A 14,449-nucleotide genomic window follows, 5' to 3' on the forward strand; every position below is an offset into this window, starting at 1 on the left:
GTCGTTATCCGGCGGTCCAGCGCCACGAGGCGACGATGCGCCCGAGCTGGGCCAGGGCGTTGGCCCCGTCCTGCTGGCTGCTGCTCAGGGTGAGCAGGTAGACCTTCCCCTCGCGGGCCATGGCGTACGAGCGGGCGAGAATCTTGACGCCCTGCTGCTCGTAGGTCGTCTGGAACCCCTTGGCTGTGACCCCCGACACCTGCACGTCGGGGGCGTCGGAGACCTTGCGGCCGGCCTGACCCATCTGGGTGCGGCCCTTCTCCAGCTCCTGCGCGACGACCGTCGCGTCGCCGGGGGTGACGATGACGACGAGGTTGTTGCCGAAGCCGGCCACCTTCGACGACGAGAGCAGCACGAGGTCGATGCCCTGCACGCTGTCGGCCTGGTCGGTGGCCACGCCCCAGCCGGTGGGCGCGGTGACGGTGTACGTCCCCGACCGCCCGGCGACCGGGCCCGACGAGGTCGTCGAGGTCGGCGACGACGCCGACGTCGAGCTCGCCGAGGTCGGCGCGGTGGCCGACGACGAGGCCGCGCCACTCGTGGAGCCGCCGCTCGGGGCGCCCGTCGTCGTCGAGGTCGTGGGGGCGGCGTCCGGGGCGGTGGTGTCGCCACCGTCCGTGCTGCACCCGGCCAGCACGAGCAGCGCCGTGAGCAGGGTGACCGAGAGCAGCCGGGCCGGTCGCGTCATGCGCCCGAGTCAACCACAGGGCCGGAGGTGTCCCGTCCGGTGACCTCGTCGGCCCGGCGCCGGTTCATCGTGCGGCCGGCCTGCGCCGTGAGCGCGGCGTCGGCCGGGTAGCTGACCTCCTCGAGGCTGAGGCCGTGCGCCGGCATGACGACGCCGGGCCCGCGCTCCCCGCGGACCTGCACCGCGGCGGGCCAGGCGACGTCGTGCGCCCCCTCGCCCACCCGCACGACGGCCCCGACGAGCGAGCGCACCATCGAGTGGCAGAAGGCGTCGGCGCGCACGGTGCCGAGCAGCACGCCGTCGTCGTCGCGGCGCCACGAGTACTCGAGCAGCGTGCGGATTGTGCTCGCCCCCTCCCGCCGCTTGCAGAACGCGGCGAAGTCGCGCAGCCCGGTCAACGGTGCGCTCGCCGCGTCCATGGCCTCGACGTCGAGGGGCCGGCGCCACCACACGGTGTCGCGGCGGCGCAGCGGGTCGCGCGTCGCGCCGGGTGGCGCCAGCCGGTAGAGGTAGCGCCGCTGCGTCGCCCCGAAGCGCGCGTCGAACCCGGCCGGTGCCCGCGTGACCCGACGCACGACGACGTCGGGCGGCAGGATGCCGGTGAGCCGGGTCGCGAGGGCGGCTTCGGGCGCGCGGTCGCTGCGACCCGGCATCCGGGCCAGCTCGTCGTCGGTGACGTCGACGTGCGCGACCTGGCCCCGGGCGTGCACCCCCGCGTCGGTGCGGCCCGCCACGGTCATGTGCACCCCGCCCTCACGGCGCAGCACCGTGGCCAGGGCCGAGGTCAGCTCGCCGCACACGGTGCGCAGCGTCGGCTGCGGCGCCCAGCCGGCGAAGTCGGTGCCGTCGTAGGAGAGGTCGAGGCGCAGCCGCACGAGCGCCGGCTCGGTCACCCCGGGGGCGGGTTCGGGGGTCTGCTCGTCCACCGCGCCATTGTGCCCGGCGCCAGGTCAACCACGACGGCCGCGGTGCGCGTCTACAGGGCACGACCCCGGCAACGGGGCTGGGGCCGTCGCCGATAGGGGGTACCCACCATGTCCGACACCACCGCCCACACCCGGGCCGCAACCCGCGGTCGCCGCGCGGGACGGAGCCGTCGTACGGCCGTCGTCGCGAGCCTGGCGCTGCTCGCACCACTCGTCCCCGCGCTCGCGGGGACGGGGTCATCCGTCGCCTCACAGGCGGCCACGACGAGCGCGGCCGCGGCCTCGACCGCCGGCCAGCGCGCGCCGTACTGCGGGCTCGTCTGGGGGTCCGACCCGGAGCGGACCGGCCCGGGCCTGATGTGGACCGGCCGCGTCTCCGGTCTGCGCGCCGGCCAGCACCCCTGCTGGGACCGGCTCGTCGTCGACGTCGCGCCGGGCGCCGGGGCGCTCGGCTACGACGTCCGCTACGTCGACCAGGTCGTCGGCCCCAGCGGGCTGCCCGTCGCCGTCTCCGGCGGCGCCCGGCTGCAGGTCACCGTGAACGCCCCCGCCACGAGCGCGGTGCCGGCGTCGACGCTGACGTGGTCGGGGTGGCGCACCTTCCGGCAGGCCCGCTTCGTCTCGAGCTTCGAGGGCTACACCGACATCGGTCTCGGGGTCCGGGCCCGACTGCCGATGCGCGCCTTCGTGCTCACCGACGCCGACGGAGGGCGCCGGCTCGTCATCGACGTCGCGCACGCCTGGTGACGGACACGCGAGAGGCCCCGCACCGGTGCCGGTGCGGGGCCTCTCGTCGGGGTGCGGCTGCGGTCAGCTGCCGGCCTTGGTGAAGCCGGCGGCCTCGGCGGCGGCGGCGTCCTTGAACCAGAACTCCGCGACGGTCTGCCCGTAGTACCGGCCGTCGGGCTCGTGGTACTTGCCCGAGTCGGCGTTGCCCTTGACGGTGTAGCCCTCGGGGGCCGAGCCGTCCTCGTTCGGCAGCGCGGCGCCCTCGGGCAGCGCGGTGTCGGACGCGGTGTCGGTCGAGGCGTCGGTCGACTCGGTGCCCTGGGCGGCGGTCGTCTCGTCGGCCTTCTCGGCGTCCTCGGCGGCCTTCGTGTCGGCGGCGGCGGCCTTGGCCTCCTCCTGCTTGGCCGCACGGCGGGTGGCGCCCTCGGCCTCCTTGACGGTCGCCTTCTTGGCCGACAGCGGCTCGCGGACGAGCTCGATGACGACCATGGGGGCGCGGTCACCCTTGCGGGCGCCGATCTTGGTGATGCGGGTGTAGCCGCCCTCGCGAGCCGCCATGTCGGGGGCGATCTCGGCGAAGAGGCGGTGCACGACGCCCTTGTCACGCACGACGGTCAGGACCCGACGGCGGGCGTGCAGGTCACCGCGCTTCGCGAAGGTGATGAGGCGCTCGGCGAGCGGGCGCAGGCGCTTGGCCTTGGCCTCGGTCGTCGTGATGCTGTCGTGCTCGAACAGCGACGTCGCGAGGTTGGCCAGGATCAGCCGCTCGTGCGCGGGGCCGCCACCGACGCGGGGACCCTTGGTGGGGGTGGGCATTCTTTGTCTCCTAGAAAGTCCGACCAGGCCGGCTCGAGGGGGCCGTCACGGCATCCTCGATGGCTCGGTCACGGGTGGTCAGAGCTGCTCGTCCTCGGCGAAGGACTCGTCGTCGTCGTAGTCGTCGCCGTAGCCGTCGACGAGCGCCGACGGGTCGAACCCGGGGGGGCTGTCCTTGAGCGCGAGACCCATGTCGACGAGCTTGGCCTTGACCTCGTCGATCGACTTCGCACCGAAGTTGCGGATGTCGAGCAGGTCGGCCTCGCTGCGACCGACGAGCTCACCCACGGTGTGGATGCCCTCGCGCTTGAGGCAGTTGTACGACCGCACCGTGAGGTCGAGGTCCTCGATCGGCAGGGCGAGGTCGGCGGCGAGCGCGGCGTCCGTCGGCGACGGGCCCATGTCGATGCCCTCTGCCTCGACGTTGAGCTCACGGGCCAGGCCGAAGAGCTCGACGAGGGTCTTGCCGGCCGACGCCATGGCGTCGCGCGGGGTCATCGAGTTCTTCGTCTCGACGTCGACGATGAGCTTGTCGAAGTCGGTGCGCTGCTCGACACGGGTGGCCTCGACCTTGTAGGTCACGGTCAGCACGGGGCTGTAGATGGAGTCGACCGGGATGCGGCCGATCTCCTGGTCGCCCGACTTGTTCTGCTGCGCCGAGACGTAGCCACGGCCACGCTCGACGGTCAGCTCCATCTCGAGCTTGCCCTTCTCGTTGAGCGTCGCGATGTGCAGGTCGGGGTTGTGCACCTCGACACCCGCGGGCGGGGTGATGTCGGCGGCCGTGACGGCGCCGGGGCCCTGCTTGCGCAGGTACATCACGACCGGCTCGTCGTGCTCCGAGGAGACGACGAGGGTCTTGATGTTGAGGATCATCTCGGTGACGTCCTCCTTGACCCCGGGCACGGTGGAGAACTCGTGGAGCACGCCGTCGATGCGGATCGAGGTGACCGCGGCACCCGGGATGCTCGAGAGCAGGGTGCGGCGCAGGGAGTTGCCGAGCGTGTAGCCGAAGCCGGGCTCGAGGGGCTCGATGGCGAAGCGGCTGCGGTTCGGGGCCACGACCTCTTCGGAGAGCACGGGACGCTGTGCGATGAGCACTGTTCATTTCCTTCCCACGGGCGACCGCCATATGACGCCTCGTGTGACTGCCCGGTCTCGCTCCGGGCGGGCGGGGTCGGCTCTGTCCGCGACCTCGCCCCGGACGCGACGGCACCGGATGCCGGGGAGCGGGCTCCCCGGCATCCGGGCCGGTGCGTCAGTTCTTCGAGTAGAGCTCGACGATGAGCTGCTCGGTGAGCTGGCTGTCGATCTGCCCACGCACCGGGAGCTGGTGGATGAGGATCTGCAGCGAGCCGGGGACGACCTGCATCCACGCGGGGACCGGGCGCTCGCCGTACGTCTGGCGGGCCAGCTCGATCGGGAAGCTCTCGGCGGACTGCTTGCGCACCGTGACGATGTCGTACTGCTCGACGCGGTAGCTCGGGACGTCGACGCGCACGCCGTTGACCTCGAAGTGACCGTGCGAGACGAGCTGACGGGCGTGACGACGCGTGCGGGCCAGGCCGGCACGGTAGACCACGTTGTCGAGGCGCGACTCGAGGATCTGGAGGAGGTTCTCACCGGTCTTGCCGGGGCGCTTCGCCGCTTCCTTGTAGTAGCGGACGAACTGCTTCTCCATGACGCCGTACGAGAAGCGGGCACGCTGCTTCTCCTGCAGCTGGGACAGGTACTCCTTCTCCTGGATCCGGCGACGGCCGTGCTGGCCGGGCGGGAACGGGCGGAGCTCGAAGTTCTTGTCGCCGCCGACGAGGTCCATCTTCAGGCGGCGGGACTTCTTGGTGATCGGGCCGGTGTAACGAGCCATGATTCGGGTTTCTCTTCCTGGTCTCTGGGCCGGATCAGACGCGGCGGCGCTTGGGCGGGCGGACGCCGTTGTGCGGCGTGGGCGTGACGTCGCTGATCGCGCCGACCTCGAGGCCGGTGGCGGTGAGCGAGCGGATCGCCGTCTCACGGCCCGAGCCCGGGCCCTTGACGAAGACGTCGACCTTGCGCATGCCGTGCTCCATGGCACGGCGGGCGGCGGCCTCGGCCGCCATCTGCGCGGCGAACGGCGTCGACTTGCGCGAGCCCTTGAAGCCGACCTGGCCGGCGGAGGCCCAGGCGATCACGGCCCCGTTGGGGTCGGTGATCGAGATGATCGTGTTGTTAAACGTGCTCTTGATGTGAGCGTGCCCGTGGGCGACGTTCTTCTTCTCCTTGCGACGGACCTTCGTCGCGCGAGCCTTGGGAGGCATGTTTCTCCTACGTCAGAACGAGATGTCGGTGGTGGCCGGCCGCGGTGCGGTCCGGCTCACTTGGCCTTCTTCTTGCCGGCCACGGTGCGCTTCGGGCCCTTGCGGGTGCGCGCGTTGGTCTTGGTGCGCTGACCGCGCACGGGAAGACCGCGACGGTGACGGAGACCTTCGTAGGAGCCGATCTCGACCTTGCGGCGGATGTCGGCCTGCACCTCACGGCGAAGGTCACCCTCGAGGCGGTAGTTGCCCTCGAGGAAGTCACGAAGCGCAACGAGCTCGGCTTCACCGAGGTCCTTGACGCGGGTATCGGGGCTGACGCCGGTCGCGACCAGCGCCTCCTTGGAACGGGTGCGACCCACACCGAAGATGTAGGTCAGGGCGACCTCGACGCGCTTCTCGCGCGGCAGGTCGACGCCAACAAGACGAGCCATGTTGGTGGTTCTCCTGGGTTCTGTTTCGCGGAGGTCTGGCAGCAGCCACCGGTCCGGTGCTCCCGCTCCCCTCGTGAGGGGGCGGCCGGTCCCCGGCCTCCGTGCCGGGGGTGACGTCCTGCGCCGACGCGAGGGTCGGTCATCAGGGGCCGGGTGACTGCTGTACTGCTGTGTGCTGCGTGCTGTCGAAGACTGTCGACGGCGAGGTGGTGCTGGCTGCTCAGCCCTGGCGCTGCTTGTGGCGCAGGTTCTCGCAGATCACCATGACCCGACCGTTACGGCGGATCACCTTGCACTTGTCGCAGATCTTCTTGACGCTCGGCTGAACCTTCATCTGCCTGCTGTCTTCAGATCGCGCCCGCGTCCGACCGCCCCGCGGGGCGGGTGGGCGAGGGCTGGTTTCACTCGGGTGGGTGCGTCGTGCACGTCCGGCCGGGGCCGGGCGGGCGCTCAGCGGTAACGGAAGACGATCCGACCGCGGGTCAGGTCATAGGGCGAGAGCTCGACCACGACCCGGTCCTCGGGGAGGATCCGGATGTAGTGCTGGCGCATCTTGCCCGAGATGTGGGCGAGAACCTTGTGACCGTTGCTCAGCTCGACCCGGAACATCGCGTTCGGGAGAGCCTCGACGATCGTGCCCTCGATCTCGATGACACCGTCCTTCTTGGCCATATCCTCCGTCAATCTGTCGTGGTGCAGAAGTTGTCGTACTCGTGTGCTGCTGGTGTGCTGCTGGGTGGTGCACCTGCGTCGTGTCCGGCACAGCACGAAGCGCGGGCGGCGGGACACGCGACACCCAACGCACAACTTTACGCGACGTCCCGGTATACGAGAAATCGAGGATGCCGGCCCGCCCCCTCAGACGGTCGAGAGGCCAGTTCCCGCCGGCGGGCGCGATGACGGGGCGTGGCCACTCGACGGTTCAGGATCGGTCAGGCGGGCCAGCGGGTGCGCACGAGGGCGAGCGTCGCGTCGAGGTCGAGACCGGCGCGCCCCGCCGCCGCGACGAGGGTGTCCGCGGCGTCGTCGAGCGGCGACGCCGACGCGGGGTCGACGGAGGGGGCGACGGCCGGGCGGGCGCCGCGCCACCGGCTGCGCGGTGAGACGACGGTGCCCGAGCGGACCCGGCTCGCGACGAGGCCCGCCTGCTCGAGCTCGCGGTAGACCCGCGCGACCGTGCCCGCGGCGAGCCCGAGGTCGGCCGCGAGCTGGCGGATCGCGGGCAACCGCTCGCCGGGGGCGAGCGACCCCGCCTCGATGAGCGCCGCGAGCTGGGACCGGACCTGCTCGAAGACGGGGACCGGGCTGCCGGGGTCGACGGACAGGGCGGCCGTCGTCACCGCGTGCCCCGACCGCTCACGCCAAACCCCGGGGCGTCGCCGGTGCGGGCACGGCGGCCGGGTCGGCCGCTCCCCCGGCGCGCACCGACGCGCTGCGGTCGGCGACGAACCAGCCGAGCGCAACGCAGACGACGAGGGTGAGAGCGCCGACGCCGTCGCTCACGCCACCCGACCACGCCCCCTCCGGCAGGACTCCCGCCGCGAGGTCTGTCAGCCGCCCGAGGGGCACCCCCGACGCCGCGATCGCGCAGCCGCAGAGCACGGTGAGCGAGTGGGCGCGCAGGGCGTCGTCGGCGGCGAGGAGGGAGGCGTCGTCGGTGGGCTGGGGGCGGCGGACCACCCGCCGCGCCGTCACGGCGAGGGCCGCCGCCGCGACCAGGGTGCCCACCACCCACACGGCCCAGGTGCCGGCGCGCCCGGTGGCGACCGCCCCCACGAAAGCCACGGCGGCGACCGCCGCGGTGAGTCCGAGCACCGCCGAGAGCAGCACCCGGTCGAGCGTGGTGACGTATGTGCCCAGCGACCGCGCACGCAGCGTCGCACGTCGCGGCCCCGTACCGACGGGCAGACCGGCCGCGAGCCACTCCGCGACCACCGCGCCGGCGAACCAGCCGAGGAACATGGCGACGAAGTCCACGGTGAGCTCGCCTCGGGTGACGGAGACGAGGGCCGCGACGGCGAACCCGGTGACGAGGCCGAGTCGGCGCCAGCGCAGCACCAGCGCGAGCGCCCGCACGACGTGGCCGCCGTTCGCGGTGTCGACGACGAGGTGCTGCCGGCGCGCGAAGCGGTCGACCGTGCGTCGCCCCATCGGTGCCCGGACCGCGTGGACGAGCAGGACGACCACCGCGAGGGCGAGGACTGCGAATACGCCGAGCAGCAGCGTGGGGTCAGCGGTCATGCGCCCAGCGTGGCGGGCGTCGGCGTCTGTGTCAATGTATCGACACAGTGACACATTGGTCCTAGGCTGCCGCCATGACGAGCCGCCGCCCGACACCCGCACCGAGCCCGTGCCCATGAGCGCGCCCGCCCCGCCCGGCGTCGACGCCCGCACGTGGGACGACCTCCGCCCCCGACGAGAGGATGCCGACCGGCTGGCCCGCCGCTCGACCGGCCGGGCCGCGGTGGGCGTGGCCCTGGTGCTCGCCGCCGTCGGGTTCGCTTGGTGGGCGGGCCTGCTCGCGCCCCGCATCGCCCTCGGGCACCACGGCGGTGGCGCGCCGTCGACGGCATCCGCCCCCGGGGTGCGGGAGGTGACGGACGCGCCCGAGGTGCTCGACGCCGGACGTCTGCCGCTGCACGTCACGTCCGTGCGCAGCCTCGTCCCCGGTGTCACCGCGTCGCTCGACACCGTCGTCACGCTCCGCCCCGGCGGCACCGACCTCCCCCTGCGCTGGACCGTCACCGACTGCACGGCCGCGCGGCGGGCGCTCACGGCGGAGGAAGGCGAACAGGTGCGGGTCCCGGTGAGCCTGACCGTCGACACGTGGTGGGGCACGACGCACGGCGAGCTCGACCTCGACGGTCTCAGCGTGCTCGCCGACGGCGTCGACTCCCTCTGCCCCCGCTAGGGCCTGCCGCCGACCGGGCGCCGTCGGCATACTGGCGGGATGCGCGATCCCGAGACGCCCGAGGAGTACCACGCCCGCATCGCCGCGGCCGCCGACGCCGAGGGACGACTGCCCGTCGCCGTCGAGGAGATGCCCGGCTGGGACATCTTCCCGTACGAGCTCGACGGCCTGCGCCTGAAGCCGCTGCAGCCGCTCGCCGACGAGGAGCCGCCCCGGCGCGGCGAGGTGGCCGCCGACTGCCCGTGCACCCAGGGGCCGCCTCCGGAGGACGACGGCCGCACCCGCGTGTGGACGAACGAGCGCTGGCGCGTCGACCTCGCCACCGACACGGGGCTGCCGGTGCAGCTCATGCTCATGCCCTTCGAGCACCACGACCTGCCGACCCTGCCGCGTGACCTCGCCGCCGAGATGGGTCAGGTGCTCATCGCCCTCGCCGACGCGGTCGAGCACGTGCCCTCCGTGGGCCGCGTGCAGGTGGCCAAGTACGGCGACGGCGGCGCCCACCTGCACTGGTTCGTGCTGGGCCGTCCCGCCCGCCTCCTGCAGTTCCGCGGCTCGCCGCTGCTCGACTGGGAGGAGAACCTCCCCCGCGTGCCGCTCGAGGTGCTCCAGGCGAACGCGCGCGTCGTGGCCGAACGCCTCGTCGTGCACCTCGGCGGGGTGCCGGGGGCGCTCGGCGCCTGACCTGCCGGCGTGCGTCAGTCGGTCGTGCGCACCGCGAGGCCGAAGGGGTCCGGGCCCATGAGCGAGCCCAGGCGCCACGTCATGCGCACCTCGCCGGAGGCGTCGGTCGTGCTGTCGAGGGTGCTGTCGTCCGGGGCGTCGTCCAGCCGGCCCTCGACCGTGAACCGGTGGGGCGTCTCGATGGCGATGACCTCGGCGACGTAGTGCGTGTCGTCGGTCCAGCCGCCGCTCGCGACGATGGGCAGACGCCAGCCGTCGGCCTCGAGCTGCGACTCGAGCCACTCCCCCGACCCGACCCGCACCGGGAGGGTGAGGCCGTCGCGGTCGAGCTCGAGGGTGCTCGCCCCGTCCGGGCCGCGCCGCACGGTCGACGCCCGGTACGCGCGGGACAGGGCCGAGGACGGCTCGTCATCGGCGCGTCGGAGCCGGGCCACGTCGGGCCCGGCCGGGGCGGCGGCCCGGCGGGGCTCGATCCGCGCGTCCGCGAGCCGGCCGGCCAGCTCGGCATCCGCCTCGGGTGAGCCGGCGCGGTCGACGGCCGGGACGAGGTGCTCCCAGACGAGGTCGAGCAGGCTCTGCATCCGCTCGTGCTCGCTCGTCACCGCGACGACGACGTCGTGCTCGGGCAGCACGAGCAGGAACTGGCCGAAGGCGCCGTCGCCCCGGTAGCCGTGCCGCTGCACCCAGAGCGAGAAGCCGTAGCCGCGCCGCCAGTCCTCACCGGCGTCGGGGTCGGCGTTGAGGGGGCCGAAGGCGACGGCCGCACGGTCGAACCAGGCCTCGTCGACCAGCTGCACGCCGTCGCGACGTCCGCGGTCGAGGTACAGCTGGGCCAGCGAGAGCACCGTGCCGGTCGGTACGTGCGCTCCGCTGAACCCCATCTCGCGCCCGAGCGGGTCGCGGTGCCACGGGATCTCGCCCACCTCGAGCACCTCGGGGATGCCCTCGAGCAGCACCTGCTCGACGCCTCCGCCGGCGACGGCGGTGACGACGACCGACAGCAGGTAGGTCGCGGCCTGGTTGTAGGTGAACAGGGTGCCCGGCTCGCGGGTGGGAGGGGTGGCGAGCACGCGGTGGAGCCACTCGTCGTCCGCGCGGAAGTCCTGCGGCCGCGAGCGGTCGAACACCCGGCCCTCGACGTCGGTCTCGAAGCCGACGGTCATCGACAGGCAGTGCGAGAGGCGCACGCGCGACCAGATCGGGTCGATGGCGTCGCGGTCGACACCCGGCAGGTGGTCGAGCAGCAGGTCGTCGACGTGCAGCAGGCCCTGCTGCTGGAGCAGGGCGACCGCCGTCGCCGTCAGCGTCTTCGACAGCGAGTAGACGAGCGCCGGCCGCTGCGCGGTGTAGGGCGCCCACCAGCCCTCGGCGACCACCCGGCCGTGCCGGGCCACCATGAGGCTGTGGAGGTCGAGGTCGGCGGCGCGGGCCGCGTCGACGAGGTCACGGATGCCGGTGGCGTCGACGCCCTCGGCGCTGCACGTGCTGCGGGGCAGGGTCACCCGTCGACCCTACGCGGACCGGCTCAGTCGTCGGTGAGCGGCGCGAACGGCGCGCCCACGGCGGCGAGGGCCGCGCGGCCGCCGTCGGTCGCGGTGAGGATCCACAGACCACCCTCGCGGACGGCGACGGAGTGCTCCCAGTGGGCCGCCCGGGACCCGTCGGCGGTGACGACGGTCCAGTCGTCGGCGAGCACCGTCGTGTCGGTCGTGCCGAGGGTCACCATCGGCTCGATGGCGCCGGTGAACCCGTCGACGAGCTTGGGCCCGGTCTCGGACACGGCGTAGTTCGGGATCTGCGGGTCCATGTGCATCTGGGTGCCGATGCCGTGACCGACGTACTCGTCGACGACGCCGTAGACCCGGCCGTCGCGCTCGGCGGCGGCGTCGACACTGGCCTCGACGGCATCCCCCACGGCGAAGAGGCGACCGCCCACGGTCATGGCGGCGATGCCCGCGTAGAGGCCCGCCTCCGTGGCGGCGATGAGGTCGCGGTCGGCGGGGGAAGCCGCCTCGTCGCCACCGACGACGGCGGTGAAGGCGGCGTCGCCGTTCCAGCCCTTCACCTCGGCGCCGCAGTCGACCGAGAGCACGTCGCCGTCGTGGAGCACCCGCGAGCCCGGGATGCCGTGGACGACCTCCTCGTTGACGCTCGTGCAGAGCGTGTGCGAGTAGCCGGGGACGAGCTGGAAGTTCGGGATGCCGCCGTGGTCGCGGATGAAGGTCTCGGCGAGCGTGTCGAGCTGGAGCGTCGTCACACCCGCGCGCACCTCAGCCCGGAGCATCTCGAGGGTGCGCCCGACGAGCAGGCCCGCCTCGCGCATGAGCAGCAGCTGCTCGTCGGTGCGGCCCTGCAGCTTGCGGCGTCCGAACATCGGGGTGGCCTCAGCGGGCCGGCAGGGCGGCCATGACGCGGTCGGTGACCTCGTCGACCCCGCCCATGCCGTCGACCTGCACGAGGAGGTCGGCCTGCTTGTAGTGGTCGGCGAGCGGCGCGGTCTCGCGGCGGTAGATCGCCTGGCGCTCGCGGATGACCTCCTCCGTGTCGTCGGAGCGGCCGTCGGTCTGCGCCCGGTTGAGCAGGCGCTGCACGACGACGTCCTCGTCGACCGTCAGCTCGAGCACGGCGTCGAGCGCGTGGTCGTGGCGGGCGAGCATCGCGTCGAGCGCGTCGACCTGGCCGGCGGTGCGGGGGAAGCCGTCGAGCAGGAAGCCGCCCTCGGCGTCGGGCCAGGTGAGGCGGTCCTCGACGATCTCGTTCGTCACCTCGTCGGGGACGTAACCGCCCGCGTCGAGGATGGCCTTGACCCGGCGGCCGAGCTCGGTGCCGTCCTTGATGTTGGCGCGGAAGATGTCACCCGTCGAGATCGCGGGGATCGACAGGCGCTCGGCGATGCGGGCCGCCTGGGTGCCCTTGCCGGCACCGGGGGGGCCCAGGATGATCAGGCGCATCAGCGGAGGAACCCTTCGTAGTGACGCTGCTGCAGCTGGGCCTCGATCTGCTTCACCGTCTCGAGGCCGACGCCGACGATGATGAGGATCGAGGTGCCACCGAACGGGAAGTTCTGGTTGGCCCCGATCGCCACGAGCGCGATGAGCGGGATGAGGGCGACGACGGCGAGGTAGATCGCGCCGGGCACGGTGATGCGCGTCAGCACATAGTTGAGGTACTCCGCCGTCGGGCGGCCGGCCCGGATGCCGGGGATGAAGCCGCCGTACTTCTTCATGTTCTCGGCGACCTCGGTCGGGTTGAACGTGATCGAGACGTAGAAGAAGGTGAAGAAGAGGATGAGCAGCGTGTAGATCGCCATGTAGATCGGGTGGTCGCCCCGCACGAGGTTCTCCTGGACCCACTGCACCCAGCCCGGGGCCGTGCCGTCGGAGCGGGTGTTGAACTGCGCGACGAGGCCGGGCAGGGCGAGCAGCGAGCTGGCGAAGATGACGGGGATGACGCCCGCCATGTTGACCTTGAGCGGGATGTAGGTCGAGGTGCCGCCGTACTCGCGGCGACCGACCATGCGCTTGGCGTACTGCACCGGCACGCGTCGCTGCGACTGCTCGACGAAGACGACGGCGGCGATCACGAAGATGCCGAGGATGAGGATGAGCAGGAACGTCCCCCAGCCGCGGTTCTCCTTGATGGCCCACAACGAGCTCGGGAAGCCCGAGGCGATCGAGGTGAAGATCATGAGGGACATGCCGTTGCCGACGCCCTTGTCGGTGACGAGCTCGCCGAACCACATGATGAGGCCGGTGCCGGCGGTCATCGTGATGACCATGATGAGGATCGTGACCAGCGACTGGTCGGTCATGATGTTCGTGCAGCTGGCCCCGAAGAGGCTCGAGGGGTTGCGCGCGAAGGTGATGAGCGTCGCCGACTGCAGGATCGCGAGGCCGATCGTGAGGTATCGCGTGTACTGCGTCAGCTTCGTCTGCCCCGACTGGCCCTCCTCCTTGAGCGCCTCGAAGCGCGGGATGACGACCGTCAGCAGCTGGATGATGATGCTCGCCGTGATGTACGGCATGATCCCGAGCGCGAAGACCGAGAGCTGGAGCAGCGCTCCCCCGCTGAAGAGGTTCGCGAGGTTGAGGAACCCGCTCTGGTCGCCGCTGGCGTTGCCCTGCGCCCGGCTGGCGTCGAGGCAGTTCTGCACGAGGGAGTAGCTCACCCCGGGCGTCGGCACGTGGGAGCCGAGCCGGAACAGGGCGATGATCCCCAGCGTGAAGAGCAGCTTTTTGCGCAGGTCCGGGGTTCGGAACGCGCGGGCGAAAGCGGCAAACACAGGTCCTCCTGGGTCGCGCCGTGGGCGCGACGGGTCAAGTCGAGCGATCCGTCGAAGGTTAACGCACGTGCACAACGCCCCGGGTGCCGCTCCGGCCGCGCCGACGGTGGTCGGTGGGCCGGGAGGTGGCACCCGGGGCGTTGGTCACAGCGGGTGGTGCGTGGCCTGGCCGCACGAGGGGTCGTGCGGCCGGGCCGGTCACGCTCCGGTGAGCGCGGAGACCGTGCCGCCGGCGGCCTCGATCTTCTCCTTGGCGGAGGCCGAGAACTTGTGCGCCTCGACCTGCACGGCCACGGAGATCTCGCCGGTGCCGAGCACCTTCACCAGGTGGCCGTCGCGGACGGCACCCTTGGCGACGAGGTCGTCGACCGAGACCGAACCGCCCTCGGGGAAGAGCAGCTGCAGGCGGTCGAGGTTGACCACCTGGTACTCGGTGCGGAACGGGTTTTTGAACCCGCGCAGCTTCGGCAGTCGCATGTGCATCGGCATGGAGCCGCCCTCGAACCGCTCGGGCACCTGGTAGCGGGCCTTCGTGCCCTTGGTGCCGCGACCGGCGGTCTTGCCCTTGGAGCCCTCACCACGACCGACGCGGGTCTTGGCGGTCTTGGCTCCGGGGGCCGGACGCAGGTGGTGGACCTTGAGGGCCGAGCCCTCGGTGGTCTTGTCGGCCGTCTTGTCAGCCATG

General features: G+C 72.3%; 19 protein-coding genes. 3 read left to right on the top strand and 16 right to left on the bottom strand.

Going from position 1 to position 14,449, the window contains the following annotated elements; all coding sequences use genetic code 11:
• Window positions 1-4: 4 nt before the first annotated feature.
• Both DFJ68_RS18290 and DFJ68_RS10765 read right to left on the bottom strand, forming a co-directional pair.
• Entirely contained in the window at window positions 5-688 is a 684-nt protein-coding gene (locus DFJ68_RS18290) for a hypothetical protein (RefSeq protein ID WP_170165745.1), read from the bottom strand.
• The gene (locus DFJ68_RS10765; protein WP_245963591.1) at window positions 685-1,614 is read right to left on the bottom strand and encodes a tRNA pseudouridine synthase A; all 930 of its coding nucleotides are present in this window, start codon (window positions 1,612-1,614) and stop codon (window positions 685-687) included. Before DFJ68_RS10765 ends, DFJ68_RS18290 begins: the two co-directional genes overlap by 4 nt.
• A gap of 108 nt (window positions 1,615-1,722) precedes the next feature.
• On the opposite strand from DFJ68_RS10765, the gene DFJ68_RS10770 reads away from it, so the two are divergent.
• Window positions 1,723-2,361 (top strand): AMIN-like domain-containing (lipo)protein, encoded by a 639-nt coding sequence (locus DFJ68_RS10770; RefSeq protein WP_245963592.1) that lies wholly within the window; start codon window positions 1,723-1,725, stop codon window positions 2,359-2,361.
• A gap of 63 nt (window positions 2,362-2,424) precedes the next feature.
• Here DFJ68_RS10770 and rplQ read toward each other — a convergent pair whose 3' ends face one another.
• From rplQ to DFJ68_RS10815, 9 genes are all read right to left on the bottom strand, one after another.
• Window positions 2,425-3,159, bottom strand: coding sequence for a 50S ribosomal protein L17, sunset domain variant (rplQ, locus tag DFJ68_RS10775; RefSeq protein ID WP_121033099.1), 735 nt, complete (start codon window positions 3,157-3,159; stop codon window positions 2,425-2,427).
• A 78-nt stretch (window positions 3,160-3,237) separates the two neighbouring features.
• The gene (locus tag DFJ68_RS10780; RefSeq protein WP_121033101.1) at window positions 3,238-4,260 is read right to left on the bottom strand and encodes a DNA-directed RNA polymerase subunit alpha; all 1,023 of its coding nucleotides are present in this window, start codon (window positions 4,258-4,260) and stop codon (window positions 3,238-3,240) included.
• A gap of 157 nt (window positions 4,261-4,417) precedes the next feature.
• Window positions 4,418-5,026, bottom strand: a complete 609-nt coding sequence (rpsD, locus tag DFJ68_RS10785; RefSeq protein ID WP_121033103.1) for a 30S ribosomal protein S4 — start codon at window positions 5,024-5,026, stop codon at window positions 4,418-4,420.
• Between the two features lie 34 nt (window positions 5,027-5,060).
• The gene (gene rpsK, locus DFJ68_RS10790) at window positions 5,061-5,456 is read right to left on the bottom strand and encodes a 30S ribosomal protein S11 (RefSeq protein ID WP_121033105.1); all 396 of its coding nucleotides are present in this window, start codon (window positions 5,454-5,456) and stop codon (window positions 5,061-5,063) included.
• Window positions 5,457-5,512: 56 nt separating this feature from the next.
• Complete coding sequence (rpsM, locus tag DFJ68_RS10795) at window positions 5,513-5,887, bottom strand: 30S ribosomal protein S13 (RefSeq protein ID WP_121033107.1); 375 nt, start codon at window positions 5,885-5,887, stop codon at window positions 5,513-5,515.
• Between the two features lie 220 nt (window positions 5,888-6,107).
• Window positions 6,108-6,221: a 50S ribosomal protein L36 gene (rpmJ, locus tag DFJ68_RS10800; protein ID WP_006592630.1), complete on the bottom strand. Its 114-nt coding sequence runs from the start codon at window positions 6,219-6,221 to the stop codon at window positions 6,108-6,110.
• A 116-nt stretch (window positions 6,222-6,337) separates the two neighbouring features.
• Window positions 6,338-6,559, bottom strand: a complete 222-nt coding sequence (gene infA, locus DFJ68_RS10805; RefSeq protein ID WP_013493543.1) for a translation initiation factor IF-1 — start codon at window positions 6,557-6,559, stop codon at window positions 6,338-6,340.
• 260 nt (window positions 6,560-6,819) lie between these two features.
• On the bottom strand, window positions 6,820-7,227 hold the full coding sequence (locus DFJ68_RS10810; RefSeq protein WP_121033109.1) for a GntR family transcriptional regulator: 408 nt from the start codon (window positions 7,225-7,227) through the stop codon (window positions 6,820-6,822).
• Window positions 7,228-7,243: 16 nt separating this feature from the next.
• The gene (locus DFJ68_RS10815) at window positions 7,244-8,128 is read right to left on the bottom strand and encodes a hypothetical protein (protein ID WP_121033111.1); all 885 of its coding nucleotides are present in this window, start codon (window positions 8,126-8,128) and stop codon (window positions 7,244-7,246) included.
• 115 nt (window positions 8,129-8,243) lie between these two features.
• On the opposite strand from DFJ68_RS10815, the gene DFJ68_RS10820 reads away from it, so the two are divergent.
• Complete coding sequence (locus DFJ68_RS10820) at window positions 8,244-8,798, top strand: hypothetical protein (protein ID WP_121033113.1); 555 nt, start codon at window positions 8,244-8,246, stop codon at window positions 8,796-8,798.
• Between the two features lie 39 nt (window positions 8,799-8,837).
• A complete protein-coding gene (locus DFJ68_RS10825) occupies window positions 8,838-9,482 on the top strand; it encodes a hypothetical protein (RefSeq protein ID WP_121033115.1) in 645 nt (214 codons plus the stop codon).
• Window positions 9,483-9,496: 14 nt separating this feature from the next.
• Here the strand turns inward: DFJ68_RS10825 and DFJ68_RS10830 are convergent, their stop codons facing one another.
• The 5 genes from DFJ68_RS10830 to rplO all read right to left on the bottom strand — a co-directional run bounded on the left by DFJ68_RS10830 (window position 9,497) and on the right by rplO (window position 14,448).
• Complete coding sequence (locus DFJ68_RS10830) at window positions 9,497-10,984, bottom strand: serine hydrolase domain-containing protein (protein ID WP_121033117.1); 1,488 nt, start codon at window positions 10,982-10,984, stop codon at window positions 9,497-9,499.
• 23 nt (window positions 10,985-11,007) lie between these two features.
• On the bottom strand, window positions 11,008-11,856 hold the full coding sequence (gene map, locus DFJ68_RS10835; protein WP_121033119.1) for a type I methionyl aminopeptidase: 849 nt from the start codon (window positions 11,854-11,856) through the stop codon (window positions 11,008-11,010).
• A gap of 10 nt (window positions 11,857-11,866) precedes the next feature.
• On the bottom strand, window positions 11,867-12,433 hold the full coding sequence (locus DFJ68_RS10840; RefSeq protein WP_121033121.1) for an adenylate kinase: 567 nt from the start codon (window positions 12,431-12,433) through the stop codon (window positions 11,867-11,869).
• Window positions 12,433-13,764 carry a preprotein translocase subunit SecY gene (gene secY / locus DFJ68_RS10845; RefSeq protein ID WP_121033123.1) on the bottom strand — a complete coding sequence of 444 codons (1,332 nt, stop codon included), beginning with the start codon at window positions 13,762-13,764 and terminating at the stop codon, window positions 12,433-12,435. Before secY ends, DFJ68_RS10840 begins: the two co-directional genes overlap by 1 nt.
• A 198-nt stretch (window positions 13,765-13,962) precedes the next feature.
• Window positions 13,963-14,448, bottom strand: coding sequence for a 50S ribosomal protein L15 (gene rplO, locus DFJ68_RS10850; RefSeq protein ID WP_121033125.1), 486 nt, complete (start codon window positions 14,446-14,448; stop codon window positions 13,963-13,965).
• Between the last annotated feature and the right edge of the window lies 1 nt (window position 14,449).

It is taken from the genome of Terracoccus luteus, assembly GCF_003635045.1.
In the GTDB taxonomy this organism is placed as follows: Bacteria; Actinomycetota; Actinomycetes; order Actinomycetales; family Dermatophilaceae; genus Terracoccus; species Terracoccus luteus.

Coding starts and splice junctions, on each gene's coding strand:
- rplO (WP_121033125.1), bottom strand. CDS start 14,448: ATGGCTGACAAGACGGCCGACAAGACCACCGAGGGCTCGGCCCTCAAG.
- rpsK (WP_121033105.1), bottom strand. CDS start 5,456: ATGCCTCCCAAGGCTCGCGCGACGAAGGTCCGTCGCAAGGAGAAGAAG.
- DFJ68_RS10840 (WP_121033121.1), bottom strand. CDS start 12,433: ATGCGCCTGATCATCCTGGGCCCCCCCGGTGCCGGCAAGGGCACCCAG.
- infA (WP_013493543.1), bottom strand. CDS start 6,559: ATGGCCAAGAAGGACGGTGTCATCGAGATCGAGGGCACGATCGTCGAG.
- rplQ (WP_121033099.1), bottom strand. CDS start 3,159: ATGCCCACCCCCACCAAGGGTCCCCGCGTCGGTGGCGGCCCCGCGCAC.
- rpsM (WP_121033107.1), bottom strand. CDS start 5,887: ATGGCTCGTCTTGTTGGCGTCGACCTGCCGCGCGAGAAGCGCGTCGAG.
- DFJ68_RS10825 (WP_121033115.1), top strand. CDS start 8,838: ATGCGCGATCCCGAGACGCCCGAGGAGTACCACGCCCGCATCGCCGCG.
- DFJ68_RS10770 (WP_245963592.1), top strand. CDS start 1,723: ATGTCCGACACCACCGCCCACACCCGGGCCGCAACCCGCGGTCGCCGC.
- rpsD (WP_121033103.1), bottom strand. CDS start 5,026: ATGGCTCGTTACACCGGCCCGATCACCAAGAAGTCCCGCCGCCTGAAG.
- map (WP_121033119.1), bottom strand. CDS start 11,856: ATGTTCGGACGCCGCAAGCTGCAGGGCCGCACCGACGAGCAGCTGCTG.
- rpmJ (WP_006592630.1), bottom strand. CDS start 6,221: ATGAAGGTTCAGCCGAGCGTCAAGAAGATCTGCGACAAGTGCAAGGTG.
- DFJ68_RS10815 (WP_121033111.1), bottom strand. CDS start 8,128: ATGACCGCTGACCCCACGCTGCTGCTCGGCGTATTCGCAGTCCTCGCC.
- DFJ68_RS10820 (WP_121033113.1), top strand. CDS start 8,244: ATGAGCGCGCCCGCCCCGCCCGGCGTCGACGCCCGCACGTGGGACGAC.
- DFJ68_RS18290 (WP_170165745.1), bottom strand. CDS start 688: ATGACGCGACCGGCCCGGCTGCTCTCGGTCACCCTGCTCACGGCGCTG.